Source organism: Desulfurococcus amylolyticus Z-533 (genome assembly GCF_000513855.1).
Classification (GTDB): Archaea; Thermoproteota; Thermoprotei_A; order Sulfolobales; family Desulfurococcaceae; genus Desulfurococcus; species Desulfurococcus amylolyticus.
Window position 1 is genome coordinate 744,461 of record NZ_KI911318.1, and the last position, 21,839, is coordinate 766,299.

Genomic DNA, 21,839 nt, shown 5'->3' on the forward strand with positions numbered 1-21,839 from the left:
TTCTTCATGTTAATTTCTATTAAGATTAAGTATATCTCTCATTGCTCCATATTTATGAAATTACAGCTGAAAGCCTCATCCTTTAGGACGGAAGAAAGTCAGCAATTAATATTAATTAAGGAGTATTGCTCATAGAGTAATACAGCCCCAAATGCATCTGGGGGTTTTAATGGGTTTTTATAGCAGTATTAAGAAAATCCTGGTCGATGATGAATTGCTTATTGAGAAAGAGAAAGAGCTCAGGATTATTATTGCATCAATACTCGCTAAGGGACACATGATAATGGAGGGTGTCCCGGGTATTGCTAAAACCTATACTGCTAAAGCTGTTTCAAAACTCCTTGACTTAGAGTTTAAACGGGTTCAAATGACCCCGGATCTACTACCATCGGATATAATAGGCTATTATGTATTCGACCAGAAAACCGGGGGGTTTATCGTTAAGAAAGGACCTGTTTTCACCAATATTCTTTTAGCCGACGAGATCAACAGAGCCTCCCCTAGAACACAGTCAGCATTACTTGAGGCTATGCAGGAGAGGCAGGTGACTATTGAAGGCGAGACATATAGGCTCCCGGAGCCCTTCATAGTTATAGCAACAATGAACCCCGTGGAGATGGAGGGTGTGTTCCCGCTTCCAGAGGCACAGCTGGATAGATTCCTCGTTAAAGTGGAAACCAGTTATACTTCTCACGTAGGCTTGGTTAAAATACTTAAGAGATCCGATGAGATCGAGAAAGCTATCAACGAGCTTAAACCAGTTGTCTCCCGCCAGGAGATACTAGAGGAAATTAATAGGGTTACAAGTATTAAGGTGGATGAGTCAATCTATGACTACGTTGCCTCAATAATCGAGGAGACTCGTAGGCATCCAGCAGTGAGGCTCGGTGGCTCGCCTAGGGCTGGGATAGCATTAATCAAGCTGGCTAGGTCACTGGCGTACATTGAGGGGAGAAACTATGTTATACCCGATGATGTCAAGGAGGCATGTAAACCAGTGCTACTGCATAGATTGATCCTCAAGCCCGAGTATGAGGTGCAGGGATTGAGCGTTGAAAGAGTAATCGATGATGTCTTATCAAGTGTTAAGGTGCCCTCTCCATGAAGAGCCTATTCATAATATCTATAGCCTTGGTAATTATTACAGCGTCAACTCCTCTAGCACCTATTGCTGAGGACAGACATACAGCTGGGTTCCCGAATCAGCTAGATTCCCCTATAAGCATGGATGAGTTAATACGTGAACTATATAATACATCGATAATAACCTTGGGATCCAGCCTAGATGAAGCAAGTATTTCGAGTCTACTGGATAATCTCACACGAAGTGGGTTATTGAATGAGACATATAGGAACAAACTTAGTAGAATATTATTTGATCCCCCTGAATCACTCGTTGCCAATATAAGTAACCCCGAGCTACGCTTACTACTCAGCAAGCTAGTTAGTAAGGAGAATATATCATATGATGAGTTGTCCACTATACTTAAATACGTGGATACCTTGAAGGCCACTAATAGTCTAAGCCTTGAGGATGAGTTGATAGCCTATAAAATTCTCTCCGAGCTCTCAAGTAGAAACCGGTTGGGCGATACAGAGGTACCTGGTAGAATAATGTCAACTCTGATGAATATACTTGGATTAAGCCATATATCATTAGAGGAGACCATGGGAAATACATCGTTAAGCATACCACGCGTGAATTTACCGGGTGTAGCAGTGTCTGGCGTGAAGCAGGGTCTACAGAGTCTAAATCTACTGGTTCGAGGTCCTTTATGGCCTGGATTACTTGGAGTATTCATTGCTGTCTTTACAATAGTGTTGATCACGGCTACTAAGGGAGGTAAAATCATCGGAGTAATAGGTAAAATCTACTCAGGTATTACACTAGGGAGAACAAGGAGGTATAGTTATGGTGAACCAGGGGACTGTATCTCAGCATACTGGTTCACTGTAGCCATGCTGGCAAGTAGATACAGGGTCTTAAAGATGCCTTCTGAAACACATAGGGAGTATCTTGAGAGAATTATACATAGGGTTCCACCCGAAATAGTTAGGCTGGTTGAAGAGATCACTAGGTTATATGAGGTTTGTAGATTCGGAGAATCCACGAGGAAGAGAGAAGCTGATAGGGAGGCGATCGAAAAATATCGCGAATTGGTGAATAAAATTGAACATGGCTAGGCTTGTAATCGAGGCTGGCAGAAGGCTGGTTGTACTGGCCATACTTTACGATGCATCAACTATACTGGTAAGCCATATGCTCCCTAATGTTTTGGGCATGATTGTTTTAATAGTCACCATATTACTAGCGGCTTCAATGGCTTTAATAGGAAGTCTCACGGTATATATTTTAGCTGTATCATTGGTTACATTATTCTCCGCAATGGTGCACTCTCTTCCAGTTGCCTCGATCACATGTCTACCAGTACTTCTACTACTCGATACTGTCTCGAGTATTTACAAGGGTGGCGAGTTATCCTGGTCCGGCGTCAGTTCCATGGATATTGCCAGAAGTCTTGCATCATTGCTTCTACTATATATACCAATGCTCCTGGTATCAATGCTACTAGCCCATGTCTCATGGATGCTGGTTGAGAGCATGGAGAATGTATTCCTGGGTGCAGCTGTGACTAACCCACTGGTTTCACCTATAGTGTTATCCAAGGTGTTCATTACAGCTTTAACAATCATACTAGTGATCTACTTCTACCGAGTGCTTAAAGCAGGGGTTGAGGTAGTTGCTTTATTTCTTTTCGCGACTAGTAGGCAAGCCGTTAAAGAGCTTGCCAGGGAATCGGATATAGACATCGTCTTTTCCCCACCGTTTTCATGGTTTTTAGAGCTCCCCATAGTCTTCCTTATATATCCATTTTTCTACACCGTAATCTACGATGTCTACTTGCCATTAATTCTTGGAGACACACTGGGCTCTATGCCGCAGGGTATCACATTGTTTCTCCAGTTCGCAATCGGCTTACTCGCATTCACTATCTCAACAGCTCTAGTTAGAGACTTCATCGATCCAGGTGCTCTTAGAGGTGTGGAGATCGATGGAGGGAGAGGCCTAATTATTAAACCCTTAATATTCACTCTATTCATTTATCTGACCTCGGTGATGCTAGCATTACGGAGGGGCTATCCCATCATTGATTCATTACTTAGCCCGAGTTTCAGCGAGTTCGCCGGCTTAATCAGTTCTAACTACATTGATTCGAGTTCCTTCTTTGTTTCACTACTGAGTGATGTATTAAGAATAGTGGGGGTTGTTACATGAGTAGTGGACAGGGGAAGACAAGGGCTGGTAGGATGGGTTTCCAAATACTTATAGCACTCGGTGTTTCAGTTTTACTCGTATCACTTATCCTAATGATCCAATCGATAGGATATATGGAGGGAGCCATGGTAGGCGCTTCATTATTAACTGCATTGATAGGTTTCTCCCTCCTCTCGGCTTCACTATATATATTGAGGCTGGCGGCATATGTATACGCAACAGAGAGGAGGGGGGAGAGTGGAGAAAAAGAGGAGACAGGGGAGAGGTAGTCTAGTAGCAACATCCATGGTGCTAGCACTTGTCTTCATAGGTTTAATAGCCCTAGTTGAAAGAGGGCCAGTTGTCCCAGGGTTCCCAGTGGGTGCATCCCCATTTAACCCGTTATCTTTTGGTACACTGGGGTTAGTTAAGGATCTCGAGCATTACTACACTGTTAGAATAGCTAGCTCCATGGAGGATCTCAATAGATTAACCGGTGGTAAATGTATTTATGTAGTGATATCGCCGGAGAAGCCTTTTGTAGCCAGTGAAGCCGAGTACATAGTGAAATCACTCAGCGAGAGATGCAGGGAAGCAATAGTCTTCATCGGAGACGAATCAACTTATTCAAACGGGCTCTTGGAAGCGTTGAATACAAGTATCCGAGTTACCGGTAGCAGAATATACGTGAGCCAGTGTAGTGATATGGCATGCGGGTACTCGCCGTATCCACGTGCCCGGCTAATCCTTGGAAACAGGTCGTTCAACCTAGTTCTAGATAAGGCATCCAATCTCATTGGTAGGGGAATTATACGGGGGTATATTACCGGGGGATGTGTTGTTACATTGCCTGGTGCAGGAGGCTTTGAATGCAGTAGTATCGCGGTTGGAGCTAACGAGACCGTAGAGGCAGGAATCCATGACCCTGTTGTAGCATTAGAGGATCACGACTCACGTATACCGGTCTACGTGATAGGGGATGGCTCGATATTTCTTAACCAGGTGATTAACTCGGGGAATCAGAGCGAGTACAAGGTGTTCGTGTTAGAGTTATTCCAGTATTTATGTGGAGGGGAGAGCGGGTGTATTATGGTATTTGACAACATGCACTATGAAACGATCAATGCATTCAACCTACTAGTGAATCCAGGCTTAATTACAGGGGCTGGAACTGGTTTAAGTGATATACTCTACGTATTCTCCCTTATACTTGCAACAATTATACATCCATCATTCTGGATGCCCCTGGTATTCAAATTTCTCGATGAATTATTCTCCACGCTTCTAGCCAACATGTTCCTAGCTATCCTCGTATTACTAGCAGTCACCATAGTTGTAGACAAGTACTTAACAAGGGGCATTGTTTTCAGGGGGGATGAAGTGTTAAGGGAGCAGGTTGAAAGAGATATTACAGTGTTTGAATCAGTGAGGAGGAAGATAATTGAGAAGAAGGAGAAGCTGGGCAGGGATGACTTCCTAAACATCTATTGGCTAGCGAACCAGGTGTTAACCATGATACTAGGGGTTGAACTATCCAGTCCAGCCTTCATTGAGAGAACATCACAATACGTGGGAAGTGATCTAGCTAGCTCGTACTGGAGCTACATGAATAAGCTATATAGGAGAGCAGTAGGGGAGTCTTGGAGACCGCTTATAGTGAGGTGGCATAGTGAAGCACTTAAAGCCTATAGTGAAACCGAAAAAATGCTTTCACTCATTACATCAAGGCTTCAGATAGGGGATTATAGAAGGCTTCTAGCGGGGATCTAAATGGCTATTCATGCTACAACAAGGCTGAGGCTCTACATGTTATCTACTGCCCTGCTTCTAGCTGGAGCCATAATAGTTGACCCAACTTTCCTGCCTCCAGCCCTACTACTCCTTTCTCTCCCAGTGTTCTCATACATAGCTATAGAGTCAAACTATAAAATCCTTAAGAGCATAAAGGTCTCAGGCTCAGTCGCCATGGAAACCGGTGGAAGATTCTTCGTCGAGTATACTATTATAAACCCTACTAGAATACCTATTCTGCCAGTTGAGTTCAGCATACAGTATAGCGAGCTGATAAAGCTAGTCAAGGGATCAAAGAGGGGCTTATTAATAATACCACCTAGAGCAAAGGTTAAGCTAAGGTTCTCCTTTCACGGCAGATTAGGTGAACACTTTGTTGGCCCGCTTAAAATAGTTCTAAGGGATCTCTTTGGATTCTATAGATCGAGTGACGAATATCTTGGAAAAGCACTGGTGGTCAATATACCTCCCACCGTTGAGGAGGTCATTGTCAGGAAACTACTCATATATGCGAGAAGTACTGGGCTCGTTAAATCAAGGATCCCTGGGGAGGGAGTCGAATTCTATGATATACGGGATTATTCACCGGGCGATGAAGCGAAGAGGATAGTCTGGCGTATCTATGCTTCAAGAAGAATGCTTGCCATCTGGGAGCCTGAGAAGGAGGTGTTTCAACCAGTGTTATTCATACTTGATGGGACAAGAGAGATGTGGAGCGGCCCAATGAGTCAATCCATGATAGAGCATTCAGCGAGGATCATATCTTCCATAATATACTACCTAGTTAAAAGAGGCTACCCTGTCTCAGCAACCGTCTTCAATGAGTCACTAGTGCACACCAGTGGGAAACCCATGCATGGATATCACGGATACATGGAGGCTCTAAGAGTACTCTCCAAGGTAAGGTTTGAGGAGGGGGATGAATCACATAGGCGTAGGGCGTTATCAGGAGTACTCTCATACACGTATACCAGGATTCTCCCAAGAGATAGAAGTATAATATTTCTCTTTACACATCTCAGGGATACCATTATAGATGAAATAGCTGCGTGGAATAACCTATACAAGGATAAAGGCCATATCCTCTACATTGTCCACCCCCTTATAACAGCCTATGAGTCAGATAGCGATGTCCCTGAGTGGGTTGCGAATATATATAGGGTGAAACTAATAGAGAACCTTCGAGAAGACATGGCAGTCATCTCCAGGGCGCGTGGGAGAGGGTTGAAGGTAATAGCTGTTACCCCTGATCTAATACCCCAGAGGGTCATGGATATTATTGAGAGGTATAGCTCGTAGAGTTAAATAATTTAACAATAAAGTATAAATATGATTCAACCAGTAATTATCCCATGGTAGATAACTATGATGTCCAAGCATCCTCTTGACCTACCATTGAACAGGAAGCTTACACTCGATGAAATCATGGAGGCATTAAGACTATCCATAATAGCCGAGTTAGATGCGGTGAACCTATACCTTCAACTAGCTAGATCTATAGACGATGAAAAGGTGAGAAGAGTATTTGAGGACATAGCTAACGAGGAAAAAACGCATATAGGCGAGTTCCTGGCTGTATTGGAGTCACTGGATCCCCAGCAGGTAGAGGAGTTGAAGAGGGGGGCTGAGGAGGTCAGGGAGCTAACTGGTATAAGTAGCCCGCAGGGGCGAGGAGCTGGTGTGGGCACAAAGAATAGTGATGGATCAAACACCAGTGAAGACCCTCAGGGCATAGAATTAGTGGGCAAGATATTCCTCAACATAGTGAATGAGACCAGGTCTCTACGCAAGTACATACCCGTAGTAGATTTGGGGAAAGGTATTGAAAGCGTGGTCCTCGAGAAAACCGGGGAGACCCTACAGCGTATAGTAGTACCTTTGAGAGAGCTATCAGTATACTTCAGAATCACTCAAAGAAGTCTTGAGTACTCATATAGAACCAAGACCAGTATCGATGCACCAGACATGTATCAGGCTGCGCTTAAACTAGCCACCATGGAGGATTCACTGATAATAGGATCCATTTTAGATTCCAATGATGTTTTAAGGAGTAAGCTTAGTGATTGGCGGACTGAGGATGCACCAGTTATTGATGTGGTAAACGCTGTTAACAAGCTTTACTCCGCCGGGGCTACCAGGCCATTTGTACTAGTGATCAACCCAGCTAACTATGTTAACATGGTTAAATCAACTGGTAGAACAGGACTCACTGAGCTTGACAGGGTGAGGCAGGTAGTGGATCATATCGTTGTCTCACCGGTAATAGGGGAGGATAAGGCCATAGTGTTATCTGCTAAGCCATATGTTATTGATGTGGTGACCGGTGGAGATATCTCGGTGGATTATATTGGGCCAGAGAAAGATATGCATGTATTCAGGGCATGGGAGCTGATAGCTTTAAGAATAAAACATGGTGAAGGCATAATAGTACTTGAGAGGTAGGTATGAAATGAGCCAGGAACTGGTTACTAGGCTATTGGCCTACTCTAAAATAGAGGAGGAACATGCTAGAAAGCTAGTAGAGCTGGGTGAGTCGCTTAACCACCCGGTTTTAAGAACAATATTTCTATCTATAGCCAGAGACTCGGAGAAGCATGGAATGATATACAAGGCCCTCTCAGAACTCGTATCTAATCCACAGCCATTTATAACTGAGAAAGAGTTCGAGAATATTAGAAAAGTAATATCAAACCATATAGAGACAGAGGCCAAAATGCTCAAGGTTGTTGATGAATTACTCAATGAAGCAGAGGACTCACGCGTAAAGCTATTACTGGCCGCTATAAGAGATGACGAGGTAAAGCATCACGCCTTACTAGCTTCAATAAGGGATAAGCTGGCCTCACTAGAAACATTAACAGAGCAGAAATTATGGGATATGGTTTGGAAGGAATCCCCGTGGCATGGTACGCCCGGAGGATAGACATTTAAAAATGCTTTTTGGCTTCTCTGTGCACGAGCATCCCTCTCAGCACCCGCTCACCGCTCGCGGGGTCGTCGAGGGCTTCATGATGGGTACCGCTTGGCCAGTCTCGCGAGGCTTGACAGAAACTAAAATAGTGGACGCAGGCAACCACTATTTTTTCAACGACTCTATTAAGCCAATTATTTTATCCCTATACCTTTCCTCTTCGCCAGCCTTAAACTCGACTACCCCTACGACTTTGAAGCCTTGAGTACTCATCATTTCCTCTAGTATTTTACCTGCTTTACCTCCCCACCCATACTGTGCTATAATTGCTACCTTCTTTCCTCTCGGGGTCTTCCTGGTTATCAGTGATGCTATATGCTTCATCAATGGATATAGGTCTGCATCATAAGTTGCTGATGCCAGTATTATGTTTTCAGCATCAAATGCTTCACCAATCACATCACTGATGCTAGGTCTATTGGAGTCGGTGAATCCAATCATATCTATATCCTGGTTCAAGCCCGAGAAGTATTCTCTAATTATTTTGACTGTTCTCTCAACGAATCCGTACATTGATGTATATATGAGCAGGGTTTTACCTTGCTCTGGCTCTCCATGCCCCCATGACTTATATTTCTTGTACATGTAGTCTAAGGAGTCTCCTCTGAGGAGGAGCCCATGGGATGGAAGTACCAGGCTTGGAGTCACGCCCCGTGATACTAGTTTCTCAAGGTTTTTCACAACCCACTCATAGTGGATCCCTATAACGTTGGCGAAGTATTTCTTTGCGTACCATAGGTATCTCTCATAGTCTTCCCCGCTGAGTTCATCTGCCCACACTTCCTTAAATACACCGTAGGAGCCGAATGCATCACAGGTGAGCAGCATCTTCCAGCTGGTTATGTAGGACATTATCGTCTCAGGCCAATGGAGCCATGGCGTGTGATAGAATATTATTTTTTCATCATCGAACACTATTTCCTCCCCGTCTTTAACAGGCCTGAACTTCATCGAGACGCTGTAGAATGATTCAGCCATATTCTTAACCAATGGGTGACCGAGCACTATTGGATCCGCCTTTTCAACTAGTGTTTTAAGTATCCCAGAGTGATCCGGCTCCATGTGGTGTACAACTATATACCTAACATCCCTTAAGTCAACTATGTTTCTAAGGGCTTCGAGAAACTCGTTTCCCAGCCCCATCTTCCAGGTGTCAAATACTATTGCACCTTCATTACTCGTGTAAACATAGGAGTTATACATTATCCCCTCAGGTATCTCCCATAACCCTTCAAAATACTTGGTGCTTGTATCTTTGAAGCGTAACAGGTATAGGTTGCTTGTTAACTTAGATACATTATATTCCGTCATGTTATCATCCATAAGCAGGGTTAGTTATCAATGTCTCTCAGGAAGATTTTAGAATGATTTTAGAATAAAAAAATAATTACTTTTAGGTTTAGGGTTTCGCGGCTCTTTCAAGCCAGGAGCGCGCTTCCTTTACTTCTTCGGGCGGTACCTTTCCTTCCTCGTAGCATAGCCACCAGTCGAAGCACTTATACTGCTTAACCCTCTCCTTTGCTTCCTGTATCGTTGAGGCTGGTGGAACGATTAATCCATCCCCGATTAATTCATTGTTAGGCCATCCAGCTGGCACAGCCCTCTTATACTTATCGTTCAACTGTAACGCTTTTACCAGTCTCAGTATTTCATCTATGTTGCGCCCGGTCTCCTGTGGATAGTAAATTACAGCCCTTATGATGCCGTTTCCATCAATGATGATTACTGCCCTAACGGTATGTGTAGCACTTTGAGCGTGAAGGAACCCGAGCCTCCTCGATACTTCACCATTAGGATCAGCTATTATTGGGAAGGGTATTTCAACGCCTAGTTTCTCCTGGATCCACTCAATCCACTTGATATGGGAGAAGACGCTGTCAACGCTTAGCCCAAGTAGCTCAGCATTCAGTTTCTTAAAATCCTCGTATCTCTTTGCGAATGCCACGAACTCAGTGGTACAGACCGGTGTGAAGTCGGCTGGGTGACTGAATAATACGAGGTACTTACCCTTATAGTCATCGGGGAGCTTCTTCTTGCCATGCGTGGTCACTACTTCCATCTGAGGGAATGGTTCGCCTATTAATGGGATTTGCCCAGGCATTTACACCACCGAATTCATAAAATATACTATAATGGTTTATAAATTTTTCCATATATAATCTTTATTTAATCAATTATTTAACATCTAATACTTCATAGAGAGATAATACACCCTTATTTAAAAAATATAATCCAGGTGTAAACATGAAGACTATAAAATGCCCCTGGTGCGGCTTCATGGGTGAGCCAGGGGAGTTTCTGTATATACAGGAAGCCACATTATATTACACTGGAAAAGGCGTGGATAGGGAAGAGCGGGAGAGACCATTGATGGTGGTATGCCCCCGGTGTAGAGAGGGCTTCTATCTTGAATCACCATATTCTAAGCTACTTGAAAAAACAAGGGACTATGGAAAAATTTATTAATATGTAATCATTAATATGGGCATATAAATGATCACATGATCGGGTATCAGTATGAAATGACAGAGGTGTACACGCCTTTGACAACACCATATGAGGCGCATCAGAGCGAGTCATTATTCTCCTTGTTCATGCCATTCAATGCCCAGGTGCGTGACCCTATATATGGCTATATAGACTACGTGAAGGGATTCGAGGATGAGGTCATAGACTCATGGGTCCTGCAGAGACTTAGATATATCTATCAACTCCAAGTGGCCCACATGATCTACCCTGGTGCAACGCATTCAAGGTTCTCCCATTCGCTTGGGGTCATGTATTCATCCTATAAGTATACGTCATTCCTCATAAGATCTACGATAGCCTCAAATATTTCAGGTAGCTATAAGAAGGAGTTGGCCGCGCATCAAAAGGAGTTAATATATGCGTCGCGGCTACTCGGCCTCTTACATGACATAGGTCATGGACCATTCAGTCATGCTTTCGATAGATACGTGTATAAATCGAAGGACTTCCTGGAGTATAGGGTAGGGAATCATGAGGTAATGGGGTATCTGCTCTACCGTGATGCCTTAAGAGACATTATTGAGAAAACATTGATGAGGGAGCGTGAAAGAATACAGGTTGATCCAGAGCTACTTATACGCATACTGGATGAAGGCTTGAAGCCTCCCAAGGGGATGAGGGAATTCACGGATCTCTACGTCAATGGACTTCTCAAGGACAGCGACTTCTATGATCCTCGTACAGTTGAAGGATTGAATAATATTGTAAGACTTGTTGTAAGGGATTATGTGTATACCAGTGATATAATGGATTACCTCCGAAGAGACAGTTATTTCACTGGTGTACCTGTTGGGGAGATCAATGATGAATGGATAATAAGGAACTCCTATATTGTTGAGAAAGATAATACATTAATACCAGCAATATCTACGAAAGCGCTTGATGAAATAGCAAGACTGTTTGACGCGAGGAAGATAATGTATAAAAATGTATACCTTCACCCAGTCAACCAGGCTTTCATCGAGACTGTTGGGCTTCTTCTTCAATGTGTTAAAAGCGATATAATAGAGATCCTTTCAAGGATTATAGAGAAGGGTGATGCGATAGCCTACCTCGCTTTAACCGATCACTACATGTATTCACTCTTCAAGAAACTCCTGGTGGAGAGCCCTGGTAAACTGGAGTGTGAGAATAAGGAGCTAGCTAGAAACGCGCTGGAGAGCTTATTCATTAAGAGGAAACCCTTGTGGAAAATGGTTAAACGAATATCGATAGATCTCAGGAAAGCCGGCCATTTATACGGCAGATTCGGGGATGCACTGCAGAGACGCATAGAGGAGGATATATATGGTGAGATATCTAGTTGGCTACGAGATAAGAATATAGGGCCTGACGACTTGAAGATAATATTTGACAAGATAGATGTGTATCCATCAGCTGGAGCCGAGGTATTAAAGACTATAGAAGTGGTTGAGCTTAAAGACGGAAGGGTAATAGAAGCCTACTCTAAGTCCCTCGAGGAATTTGCAAGAGAGTCCGGGTTAATACCCGAGGCATTGATCACGGTGTATGTGAGCAGGTTAAAGTACAATGAATTATCTGGTGAGGAATTAAGGAAGATCAGTGAGATAGCTGCCAGGATAATCGAGGACGCAGTAAAGGGTACATTCAACGAAGCCCCTGAAACAAGCTAGTGCCCTTGACAAGTTTTATTTTGTTCCACTTATATTCAGAGAATAAAATGCCGGCTTAATGATGGTGGGTTATTTAATGAAGGTATCAATATTGTTACCAACATACAATGAGAGAAAAAATATAGGTATACTCATTCCTTTAATAGATAGTGTTCTAAGAGGTGAGGGGATCGAATACGAGATCATTGTCATAGACGACAACAGCCCCGATGGCACAGCCGAGGAAGCTTTAAAGCTTTCATCCAGGTTCAACGTTAAAGTCCTTAAGAGACCTGGTAGACTTGGGTTATCCTCAGCCATTCATGACGGGGTTAGATATTCCAGTGGTGAAGTAATTGTAGTCATGGACGCGGATCTACAACACCCCCCGGGATACATCCCCATGCTTGTCAAGAGGATAGGTGAGTGCGATATCGTCGTGGCTTCGAGATATATACCTGGAGGGAGAAGTGAGGGTTTTCCACTCGTTAGAAGAATTATTTCAAGGGGCTCAATTCTACTTGCCCATCTAATAGTCCCGGGAACCAGAAAGGTGAGAGATGCCGTAAGCGGGTTCTTCGCTGCTAAGAGGAGTGTTTTATCTAGGTGGAGGCTTCTGGAGCCCTACGGTTACAAGGTCCTTGTTGAGATTCTTGGAGAGCTCCAGGATGTAAAAGTATGCGAGGAGCCCATAGTATTTAAAAAACGTGAAAGGGGGTCTTCGAAGCTTACGGTTAAGGTTATTCTCTCATATATTAAGACAATCTACAGGCTGAATCCACGCGTATTCCTAGGCTACGTGTTATTGACTTTGACTATAGTGTTGCTTCTCTCAATAACACTGCTAGCTATATAGCTATGTTTTTATTTTGGTTAGATTGTATCTTTCAAGATACTGAGTTAACCAAGCATTAACGAGGATGTAGTTAATGAGTGGAAACACAGAGTGGCTTTTACAGGGGGGTTATAAGCCCCGGGATGTCGAGGAAAAAGTACTTGGATTCTGGGAATCCATGAATATTTACAGGCTCGTTAAAAAGGAGAATGAGTCTCATACTAAGAGATTCAATTTCATTGATGGCCCACCCTATCCCTCAGGTGAAATACCGCATATTGGCACAGCATGGAATAAGACGCTTAAGGATGCCGTATTAAGATACAAGAGGATGAAGGGTTTTAGAGTATATGACATACCCGGGTACGATTGCCATGGATTACCAATAGAGGTAAAAGTAGAGCAGAAACTCGGTGTAAGTGTTAAGAAGGAGATCGAGGAAAAGATAGGTGTCGAACGCTTCATAGAGGAGTGTAAGAGGCTTGCCCTCTCCAATGCTAAGGCTATGACTAAATGGTTTAAAGAACTCGGTGTCTTCATGGACTGGGATAATCCATACCTGACTCTGAGAGACAAGTATATCGAGGCAGAGTGGTGGCTCATAAAGAAAGCTCATGAAGCCGGACTTCTTGAAGAAGAATATAGGGTAGTGCATTGGTGCCCTAGGTGTTCGACAACCCTGGCGGAGTACGAGTTAGAATACCATGAACTAGAGGATCCAAGCATATATGTGAAGTTCAAAGTTGAGGGCAAGGAGAACGAGTACTTGGTGATTTGGACGACTACGCCATGGACTCTCCCAGCCAATACCTTCGTAATGATTCACCCTGATGAAGACTATGTAAAAGCCGTGGTTGGCGGAGAAACATGGATCCTAGCCAAGAAGAGACTTGAAGCAGTGATGCGTGAAGCCGGTGTAAAGGAATACCAGGTCGTAGAGGAGGCGAAGGGGTATCAGTTGGTCGGGTTAAGATATAGCCACCCACTCACCGATATTGTGCCTCTACAGGAGAAGCTGAGGGAATACCATGTAGTATTGCCGGCCCCGGAGTTCGTGACAATGTATGAGGGTACAGGGTTAGTGCATGCTGCGCCAGGTCATGGTTTCGAGGACTTCATTGTAGCTAGGAGGAATAATATCGAGTTTGTTGCAAGTCCGATCGATGATGAGGGCAGGTTTACTAGTGAGGCGGGTAAATATGCGGGTCTTCATGCTAGGGAAGCTAATAACGTGATAATAGAGGATCTAAGGGCTAGAAACGCGCTTGTAAACGCGTCAACCATAGTGCACAAGTATCCTGTGTGCTGGAGGTGTAAGACACCAGTTGTCATGAGGGCTACGAGGCAATGGGTGATTAAAGTATCCAAGCTGAAGGAGAAGTTGAGAGAGGAAGTGAATGGTGTTAAATGGATCCCTGAGTGGGCTCGGAGCAGGATAGAATCCATGATTGATAACCTGCAGGACTGGTTGGTTTCAAGGCAGAGGTATTGGGGTACCCCGCTACCTATATGGGAATGTCCGAACAAGCATAGAATAGTTATCGGGAGCATCAGGGAGCTGCTAGAGTATGGTGGTGAGAAGCCAGAGGAGCTCCATAGACCATGGATTGATAAAGTAGTTTTAAAGTGTCCCTACTGTGGCTTAGAGATGCATCGCGTCCCAGACGTTATCGACGTGTGGCTTGATAGTGGTGTAGCATTTTACGCTGCTAAAGGACATCCAGGAAACTTGAGTCTTGAAGATATAATACTAGACTTTATAGTAGAGGGACACGATCAGACCAGGGGATGGTTTTTCTCCCTGTTAAGGGCCGGTGTTCTAGGCTTTAACAAGTCTCCATATAAGATAGTGCTGGTCCATGGCTTCATGTTGGATGAGAAAGGTAGGGAGATGCATAAGAGCCTAGGGAATTATGTTGGCACGGATGAGGCAATCGCCAAGGTTGGGAGGGATCCGCTTAGACTATGGCTGGCTAGTAACACGATATGGGAGGATGCAAGGTTCTCGTGGAAGAGCTTGGAGGACGCCTTAAAGGATCTCTCAATACTGTGGAATGTAGCAGTATTTGCATACACCTACATGAGCTTGGACAGGTTTAACCCAGGAGAATACAGCCTAGAGAAAGTTGCCGGGTACTTGAGAATAGAGGATAAGTGGATACTTAGCAGGATAAACACGCTTATTAAGAAAGTCACGGAGCTGATGGATTCATATGAGCTATATATAGCCGTAAGGCTGATCAGAGAGTTCTTTATAGAAGATCTTAGCCACTGGTATATAAGGTTGATTAGGCCGCGTGTATGGGTCGAGGAAAACACCGGTGATAAACTGGCAGCTTACGCGGTGTTATACTATGTGTTAGATAGGGTTGTAAGGCTATTAGCGCCATTCACCCCATTCATATCCGAGTATATTTATCAGGCGTTAATGAAGCCTGTTTACGGAAAGCAATCAGTACATCTTCTTGAATTCCCAGAGACAGATTCAAGCTTAATAGATGAAGGGTTAGAGAAGGAGATGGATATATTGAGGAAAATATATGAGACAGCTGGAGCAGCCAGGATGAAGCAGGGTATAAAGTTCCGTCAGCCAGTTAAGAGGCTCATAGTGTATACAGACCGGAAGGAAATAGTTGAAGCCGTATCTAGAAATATGGAGCTTGTAAAAGCCATCACGAATTCTAAGGAAGTGTTGGTCGAACCCCTCAGGCTCATGGGTGAAATAGTTAGGTATAAGGTTGAGCCAGTATACAAGAGTATTGGTCCAAGGTATAAGTCCCTCACTAAACAAGTATTGAGATACATTGAGGAGAACCAAGAGAGAATAGCCTTTGACATACTTAACAATGGTAAGCATGAGGCAGATGTAAACGGGTTGAGAATAATTTTAACAAAGGATGATGTAGTGATAACGCCCTACTACATCGAGGGGTATAGTGTAGAGGATGCCGAGTGGGGCAGTGTTGCGATCGACACAGTGTTAAGTGAGGGGGAGATAGCGGAGGGAATAGCCAGAGATCTCGTCAGGAGGATACAGGTGATGAGGAAAATGCTTAACCTACAACTTGATGCAAGAATCAAGACAACCATAATGACCCCACCCGACAAAATGCAACTCGTTGAGAAAATGAGTAGTTATATTATGAATGAAACTAGGAGCATAGAGTTGAAGATCATGCCAGGCTATAATGGAAGAGACTCATTGAGGGGCTTCACTCAGTCATGGGATATAAATGATGAAGAATACATTATAGGGATTGAGGTAGTATGAGTGTTAATATAAATATAGAGGGTTTAATCGATAAGGCAAAGTCATTTCTCAGTAATAGCTATGCACCCTATAGTAATATCCACGTTGCTGCAGCCGTCTTAACAGACAAAGGCAACATATATACCGGGGTAAACGTTGAGAACGCAAGCTATGGTTTAACAATATGTGCTGAGCGTTCAGCCATCTCAGCAATGGTTGCAGCTGGCGAAAGGAGACCTGTTGCTGTAGCTGTTGTAACAGACATGGATAACCCAATACCGCCATGCGGAGCATGTAGGCAGGTTATAGCAGAGTTTAATCCAAAGGCATTAATCATAATGCATAGCGTTAAATCAGGGAAGACAATTGTGAAAAACCTTGAAGAACTCTTCCCGCAACCATTCATCCTTGAAAAGTAGCTTGTTTTTCAGCCACCACGAGGATATTCCTTGTTAAACTAGGCTTACCCGGGTTCTCTATGAAATACCTGCGCTCCAATATCGTAAAGCCTGCTTCACCTACATCTTTTAACAGCTCGTCAAGGGTGTAGAAGTAGTAGAAACGCTTTCCATCCCTTGATGAAAGCATAAACCCGTCGCCACGCTTCTCAAGAGGCATCTTGAACTCGAGGGGGGACCAAACCGTTAGCACGAGGATTCCGCCCGATCTCAGCAACTTAGCAACATTCCTAAGCACTAGAAGCCTGCATTCTCTATAAGGTATATGATGTAGTGATGCAAGCATTAGAACAGTGTCAAAGGATGAAGCCTTGAAGGGAGGTGAGAGCATGTCTCCTTTAACAATTATTGTCTCTTCATCCAGCTCTGGTTTAAACCACTCGGCATCGTATATTAGGTCCAGTAAAACCACATTATCCACTCTTCCATAGGCTTTGAGATCCCATAGGTAAAAACCAGGGCCAGCACCGAGATCCAGTACTCTGCCTCTTACAGCCTTCAGTATCCACTTATTCCTCCATCCAGTACTCCTGTATCTCCCTATATTCCTGAAGAAACCCGCTGTCTCCTCTATTATTTCACGGGTTTTTTCACCACACTCCTGTTCCATATTTTTCACTACTACTTAGGTTTATCATGGAAGTCAAACAAGCTTTTTCTCTTGGCTTGCTGAACAGTTCCAGCTCCTAACCTTACTTCCGGCTTGAAGCCTGCTGGCTCCACCTCTATCTTCTCCATTTTCACGGTATCTACCTGTAGTGAGCCACGTAAGAGGCCTTCGACCAGATTCTTGAATTTATTGAACTCCTCTATATCACACTCCTGTTCCCGTACCTTAGAGACATGGTTTATGGGATCACGTTCTAGCATTATCTTGCAATCTCCTATTTCTTTCAATAATTCATCATGTGTTACGACTATTACTTGTCCTTCTAGATCCCCTATTTTACGTAGTACCTCACTAAGCCTTTTAACAAGCTCCTGGCTGAAGCCTGTTGTTGGCTCATCTAGTATCAGGACGGTTTTCCTCAGGAATGGCGAGTATGTTCTTACTGTAGCGTTTAAGGCGAGCCTGTATGCTAGGCTGATGGCTATGTTTTGCCCACCGCTGAGTGATGATATAGTGTAGATTCTACCACCTATCCTTATTTTCGGCTCTATTATGAAGTCGTCTCTTATGCCCACTTCCACTGGTTGCCCCTGTAATAATGTATCTAGTATCATATAGAAGATCCTTCGGAATTCCGAGACCATCTCTAGTGAGACTCTTTTTTCAACCTCGTCGACTAATTTATCTAGTATATTCATCGTCGTGTCCATCCATTCATGGAATTTCTTCTCATCCTCGAGTTGTCTCAGTTCATCCTCTTCTTTCTCAATGTCTTGTATCTCTAATTCAATGTACTTAATTGATTTCTCAGTCCCAGCTTTTTCAGCAATTAATCCCTCCAGTTTTTCCTTGGCTTCACGGTACTTGTCTTCGAGTTCATGTATGATGCTTATAGTGTTTTCTTTCTCACTATTGATTCTGGCTAATTCTTCTTCCAGGCTTCTAGCCTCGGAGATCTCCTTTTCTATTCTTGAAGCCTCATCTACCAGGCTATTTATCTTTTCAGCAGTGTGCTTAAGACTTAGTAATTCCTGTAAAAGTCTTGTTGAATCTCTTCTCACTTTGTCCAGTTTTTCCTCTACTTCCTCCCGGTTTTCCTCGAGAGCATTGATCCTCTTATTGATATCCTCTAATTCCTTATAGCGACTAGTTTCTTCTTCCTTCAGCTCCCTTATCTTTTTCCCTACTTCCTCTAATCTTCCTTGGACTTCATCAATTAGTTTAATGCCGTGTTCATGTGGTATCGGCTGGAGGCATAGGGGGCATATCCCCTTGTTTAAGAGATCCCTGTATTTTTCGAGTTGCTTATTTAACTCTTGTTCTTGTCTTGTAAGGTTTTCCTCGTCGGCTTCAAGTCTCCCAAGCCTCATCATTATATCTTCCCTTTTTCTCTTAGCCTCGTTTAATTCTTCCTCAATTTCCTTACGCTTATCTACTAGCTCAGATTCTATGTCTTGTAGCTCCCTTACTTTCCCCTCTATTTCTCTTTCTCTTCTCCTTAATTCTTCTAGTAACTCTGTATAACCAGTCGAAGCATTCTTGCCTAGATTAAGCGCTATTTTAGCTAGTTCGTTTCTCACATCTTTCAGCCTAGCCTCTTGTTTCCTAGCTTGCCCTATCCTGCTCTGTAACTCGCCTATTCTTCGCTCCATATCCCTAAGGCGATTCTGGTGCTCCTTTATTCTTTTATCTAGCTCATCACGCTCTTTTTGCTTCTCCACGAGTATTTTTTCAAGCTCTTTTAACTGCTTTTCTAATCTCTGCTTCTCTTCGAGTAGTTTCTCCTTGTTTTTGTCTTTAAGCTTTTTCTTCAGCCCATCGATTTTATCGGTTAATTCATCTATTTTATCCTTAATCATGTCTCTTACTGCATTGCTATTATTCTTATACTCCTTGTACTTGTATAGTCCCAGGGATCTCTCTATGATCTCGCCTCTCTCCTCGCTATCTAGACTGAGAATTTCATGTATGTTGAATTGGGGGGCATAGAGCACGCTTGTGAATAGGAGTGGTTTCTCCCTAGCCCTCTCTTTTATCCCGAGGATCTCCCGGATTCTCTTGTTCAATTCTTCTGTTCCGAGAATCAGGCTGTTTACTTTGATCAACTTATCCTCCTTTATGATGTATTCTTCAAGCCTATTCCGGTCAACATTAACCACGCTGTTACTACTTCTCTTGAATTCTCTTTCAACAAGGTATACCCTGCCTTCATGCTCGAATAAGAGTCGTATCCTACCCCTTAATGCATCAGCCCTCAATAGGTCTTTACCTGTTGGATATGCAAATGCCCTAAATGGATCCTTGCCCTCTTTTTGGAGCCCAAATAATGCCGCACTTATAGACATGAGTATGCTTGTTTTACCACTTCCTGTCTCGCCATGTATAACGGTTACCCCTTTCTTAGGGAACACTATGTACTCGTTCTTAAAGCTCCGTATATTTTCAAGCATTAATCCATAAATTCTCATCAGGGAGCCCCCTTAATCACAGGAGAATACTTTTTAGATCCTCCTTGCTGGATTTACCCTTATCCGGTTCACCGGGTTTCTCCTCTATTCTCCTTATATCATCTTCATGCTCAAACCACGCTGGTATATATACTGGTAATGGTTCTTTAATGGGGAGATCCGGCGTATAGAGATATCCCTCTCTATCATTGAGGAATGGGAGGGTTTCAGATGGTACTCCTATATCCTTTAGTAATTCAATATCGCTTCTACTCTTGGTCCTTAATACTATTAGGGTGTTGAAGTTGCCTAGTATCTGCTTCTCGATCATACTGGCAAGTTGCGTTATAGCTATAAGGCCAACGTTGAACTTACGGCCTTCCCTGGCTATCCTGGCAAAGGGGTTGAATGGGTTTTCAACCTTATCAGGGCTTAAATAGAGGGGGGCTTCCTCAGAGACTATGACCACAACGGGTTTTCTTGCCGACTCTTCAACACCAGCCATCAACCTGTTCTCGAAGATCTTCCTTGAGATGGTTAGAGCAATTAAGTCTGCTTGTTCATTACTAAGTTGCGAGACATCCAGGATGACTATGTTCCCGTTTTCGATGGTGTTAATGATTTCATCTATGTTCATCCCTGGTTCACTAGTAAACACTGCCCCGGGTTCACCAACACTATCAGATTTAACACCATGTATGGATACAATGCTTTTCCAGGGATAATTAAAGTCTCCTGGTTCACCGAGTTCACTAAGTTTTCCAAGGAATTTCACAAGTACCACTGCAAGCGATACAGGATCTTTCAATAACTGGTTAACTTTTACAATACTATTTGAATCATCTATCACATCTATATAGATGCTCTTCTTACTCATAGTGCTTGTATCAGTGATCTTCTCTCGCCTGATCTTCCATCCCATTATATTCAGGATGTTTCTTCTAATGATCCTGATGTGATGGGTATATATGCCTCTATCGATAAGCATTTTAAAGAGACCCTTCCTATCTTTTCCCTGGGCTCCCCTCTCATATACCACCATGTTAGCGTAGAGTAGTGGTATGAGAGCAATTAAGTTTCCATTCGGCTCGTTATCCGTACTTATGAATACACTACTTATTTTCCTCGCTATTTCATCACCGCTTTTCCCTAATTCATAGAAGATATTAGATATTATGTCGGCGAACTCCTCGAGCATCCCAGTCATTTCTATCCCCATACGTCTCTCAAGCAGAGCCATGAATTCTTTAAGCTCTATACTGCTGGCGTTTAATGGTGACTCAACAAGGCTGAATGTTTCATGGTGATAGCTTTTATCTTTATTGGCGTCTATGCTGGTTGTTAATCGAATCGCCTTAATTTCCACGTTGGAAAGCCATTTATTGTTGCGCAAAGCCGTATTCATATACCATATGAAGCCTTTTCCACTACTATATCCCTCAGTATATTCTCCATGCCTATCTATTATAAGCCATCCTACTTTCTCCTGGGACTCCAACGCGTATCTAATGAGTAATCCTTTCAGGCCGGAGGTTTTACCTGAACCGGTTTGACCAATTATAATAACGTGTTTTCTTAGCATATTCTTCAGGCTTACCTTGAACCCGGCCTCCCTAACATACTTTGATCCGCCATACCAGGTAGTGCCAGCTCTTAGGTATGCTATGGTTGATGTATCGTCTTTTTTCTCGCTTGTAAGCTCGCTGAGGGTCTTCAGTATCTCAAGGGCTTCGGTGTCACTGGGATCCAGGAGAAATACGGGTTGCATTAATCTAGGTGGCCTTCTCGGCTTTAGTAGAGTCGGCTTATTGTTGATACTGGATATCTCAAGGAACAGTGATGCGAGAACCCCCATCTCCTTGGATATATCGGTTAAAACGTTTTGACTTGGAGCCCGTATACTTGCAGGGGTTATAGGTATCCTTCCCTCGTAGCTTACTGTTTGAAGTATGATTGTCCTGTCTCCTTCTTTAACATATAATAGGTCGCCTAGTCCTGGATTATAATCTTGAGATGTAAGGGCCACCCTGATAGTATTACCCTCCAATTCATATATAAATCCTATCTTAATGGGCATGT

Annotated in this window: 18 protein-coding genes; 13 read left to right on the forward strand and 5 right to left on the reverse strand. The window is 43.3% G+C overall.

Annotated features, from left to right (window positions below; genetic code table 11):
• The first annotated feature begins 169 nt into the window (after positions 1 to 169).
• The 8 genes from SPHMEL_RS03955 (at position 170) to SPHMEL_RS03990 (ending at position 7,970) form a co-directional block, all read left to right on the forward strand.
• The gene (locus tag SPHMEL_RS03955) at positions 170 to 1,105 is read left to right on the forward strand and encodes an AAA family ATPase (RefSeq protein WP_042667442.1); all 936 of its coding nucleotides are present in this window, start codon (positions 170 to 172) and stop codon (positions 1,103 to 1,105) included.
• Entirely contained in the window at positions 1,102 to 2,184 is a 1,083-nt protein-coding gene (locus SPHMEL_RS03960) for a DUF4129 domain-containing protein (protein WP_042667443.1), read from the forward strand. The genes SPHMEL_RS03955 and SPHMEL_RS03960 overlap by 4 nt, the downstream gene beginning before the upstream one ends.
• Positions 2,177 to 3,277 carry a hypothetical protein gene (locus tag SPHMEL_RS03965; RefSeq protein WP_042667946.1) on the forward strand — a complete coding sequence of 367 codons (1,101 nt, stop codon included), beginning with the start codon at positions 2,177 to 2,179 and terminating at the stop codon, positions 3,275 to 3,277. The genes SPHMEL_RS03960 and SPHMEL_RS03965 overlap by 8 nt, the downstream gene beginning before the upstream one ends.
• On the forward strand, positions 3,274 to 3,546 hold the full coding sequence (locus SPHMEL_RS03970; protein WP_012608264.1) for a hypothetical protein: 273 nt from the start codon (positions 3,274 to 3,276) through the stop codon (positions 3,544 to 3,546). Before SPHMEL_RS03965 ends, SPHMEL_RS03970 begins: the two co-directional genes overlap by 4 nt.
• The gene (locus SPHMEL_RS03975; protein ID WP_232216755.1) at positions 3,515 to 5,026 is read left to right on the forward strand and encodes a hypothetical protein; all 1,512 of its coding nucleotides are present in this window, start codon (positions 3,515 to 3,517) and stop codon (positions 5,024 to 5,026) included. Before SPHMEL_RS03970 ends, SPHMEL_RS03975 begins: the two co-directional genes overlap by 32 nt.
• Positions 5,027 to 6,346, forward strand: a complete 1,320-nt coding sequence (locus SPHMEL_RS03980; RefSeq protein ID WP_042667444.1) for a DUF58 domain-containing protein — start codon at positions 5,027 to 5,029, stop codon at positions 6,344 to 6,346.
• A gap of 66 nt (positions 6,347 to 6,412) precedes the next feature.
• Positions 6,413 to 7,489: a family 1 encapsulin nanocompartment shell protein gene (locus tag SPHMEL_RS03985; RefSeq protein ID WP_042667445.1), complete on the forward strand. Its 1,077-nt coding sequence runs from the start codon at positions 6,413 to 6,415 to the stop codon at positions 7,487 to 7,489.
• A gap of 7 nt (positions 7,490 to 7,496) precedes the next feature.
• Entirely contained in the window at positions 7,497 to 7,970 is a 474-nt protein-coding gene (locus SPHMEL_RS03990) for a ferritin family protein (protein ID WP_042667947.1), read from the forward strand.
• A 153-nt stretch (positions 7,971 to 8,123) separates the two neighbouring features.
• Here SPHMEL_RS03990 and SPHMEL_RS03995 read toward each other — a convergent pair whose 3' ends face one another.
• Both SPHMEL_RS03995 and SPHMEL_RS04000 read right to left on the reverse strand, forming a co-directional pair.
• The gene (locus tag SPHMEL_RS03995) at positions 8,124 to 9,329 is read right to left on the reverse strand and encodes an FprA family A-type flavoprotein (RefSeq protein ID WP_232216756.1); all 1,206 of its coding nucleotides are present in this window, start codon (positions 9,327 to 9,329) and stop codon (positions 8,124 to 8,126) included.
• 88 nt (positions 9,330 to 9,417) lie between these two features.
• Positions 9,418 to 10,119, reverse strand: a complete 702-nt coding sequence (locus SPHMEL_RS04000; protein ID WP_042667447.1) for a peroxiredoxin — start codon at positions 10,117 to 10,119, stop codon at positions 9,418 to 9,420.
• 143 nt (positions 10,120 to 10,262) lie between these two features.
• Here SPHMEL_RS04000 and SPHMEL_RS04005 point away from each other — a divergent pair, with 143 nt between their 5' ends.
• The 5 genes from SPHMEL_RS04005 (at position 10,263) to SPHMEL_RS04025 (ending at position 16,664) form a co-directional block, all read left to right on the forward strand.
• The gene (locus tag SPHMEL_RS04005) at positions 10,263 to 10,484 is read left to right on the forward strand and encodes a hypothetical protein (protein WP_156915429.1); all 222 of its coding nucleotides are present in this window, start codon (positions 10,263 to 10,265) and stop codon (positions 10,482 to 10,484) included.
• A gap of 56 nt (positions 10,485 to 10,540) precedes the next feature.
• Positions 10,541 to 12,181 carry an HD domain-containing protein gene (locus SPHMEL_RS04010; RefSeq protein WP_232216757.1) on the forward strand — a complete coding sequence of 547 codons (1,641 nt, stop codon included), beginning with the start codon at positions 10,541 to 10,543 and terminating at the stop codon, positions 12,179 to 12,181.
• 76 nt (positions 12,182 to 12,257) lie between these two features.
• Positions 12,258 to 13,016: a polyprenol monophosphomannose synthase gene (locus SPHMEL_RS04015; RefSeq protein ID WP_042667449.1), complete on the forward strand. Its 759-nt coding sequence runs from the start codon at positions 12,258 to 12,260 to the stop codon at positions 13,014 to 13,016.
• A gap of 73 nt (positions 13,017 to 13,089) precedes the next feature.
• A complete protein-coding gene (gene ileS / locus SPHMEL_RS04020) occupies positions 13,090 to 16,266 on the forward strand; it encodes an isoleucine--tRNA ligase (protein ID WP_042667450.1) in 3,177 nt (1,058 codons plus the stop codon).
• Positions 16,263 to 16,664 carry a cytidine deaminase gene (locus SPHMEL_RS04025; RefSeq protein WP_042667451.1) on the forward strand — a complete coding sequence of 134 codons (402 nt, stop codon included), beginning with the start codon at positions 16,263 to 16,265 and terminating at the stop codon, positions 16,662 to 16,664. Before ileS ends, SPHMEL_RS04025 begins: the two co-directional genes overlap by 4 nt.
• Here SPHMEL_RS04025 and SPHMEL_RS04030 read toward each other — a convergent pair.
• The 3 genes from SPHMEL_RS04030 to SPHMEL_RS04040 are packed head-to-tail and all read right to left on the reverse strand — an operon-like array spanning position 16,648 to position 21,837.
• A complete protein-coding gene (locus SPHMEL_RS04030) occupies positions 16,648 to 17,313 on the reverse strand; it encodes a class I SAM-dependent methyltransferase (protein ID WP_042667452.1) in 666 nt (221 codons plus the stop codon). The two genes, SPHMEL_RS04025 and SPHMEL_RS04030, sit on opposite strands and share 17 nt — an antisense overlap.
• A gap of 11 nt (positions 17,314 to 17,324) precedes the next feature.
• Positions 17,325 to 19,781 (reverse strand): AAA family ATPase, encoded by a 2,457-nt coding sequence (locus SPHMEL_RS04035; RefSeq protein ID WP_042667453.1) that lies wholly within the window; start codon positions 19,779 to 19,781, stop codon positions 17,325 to 17,327.
• Positions 19,782 to 19,797: 16 nt separating this feature from the next.
• Entirely contained in the window at positions 19,798 to 21,837 is a 2,040-nt protein-coding gene (locus SPHMEL_RS04040; protein WP_042667454.1) for an ATP-binding protein, read from the reverse strand.
• Positions 21,838 to 21,839 lie beyond the last annotated feature (2 nt).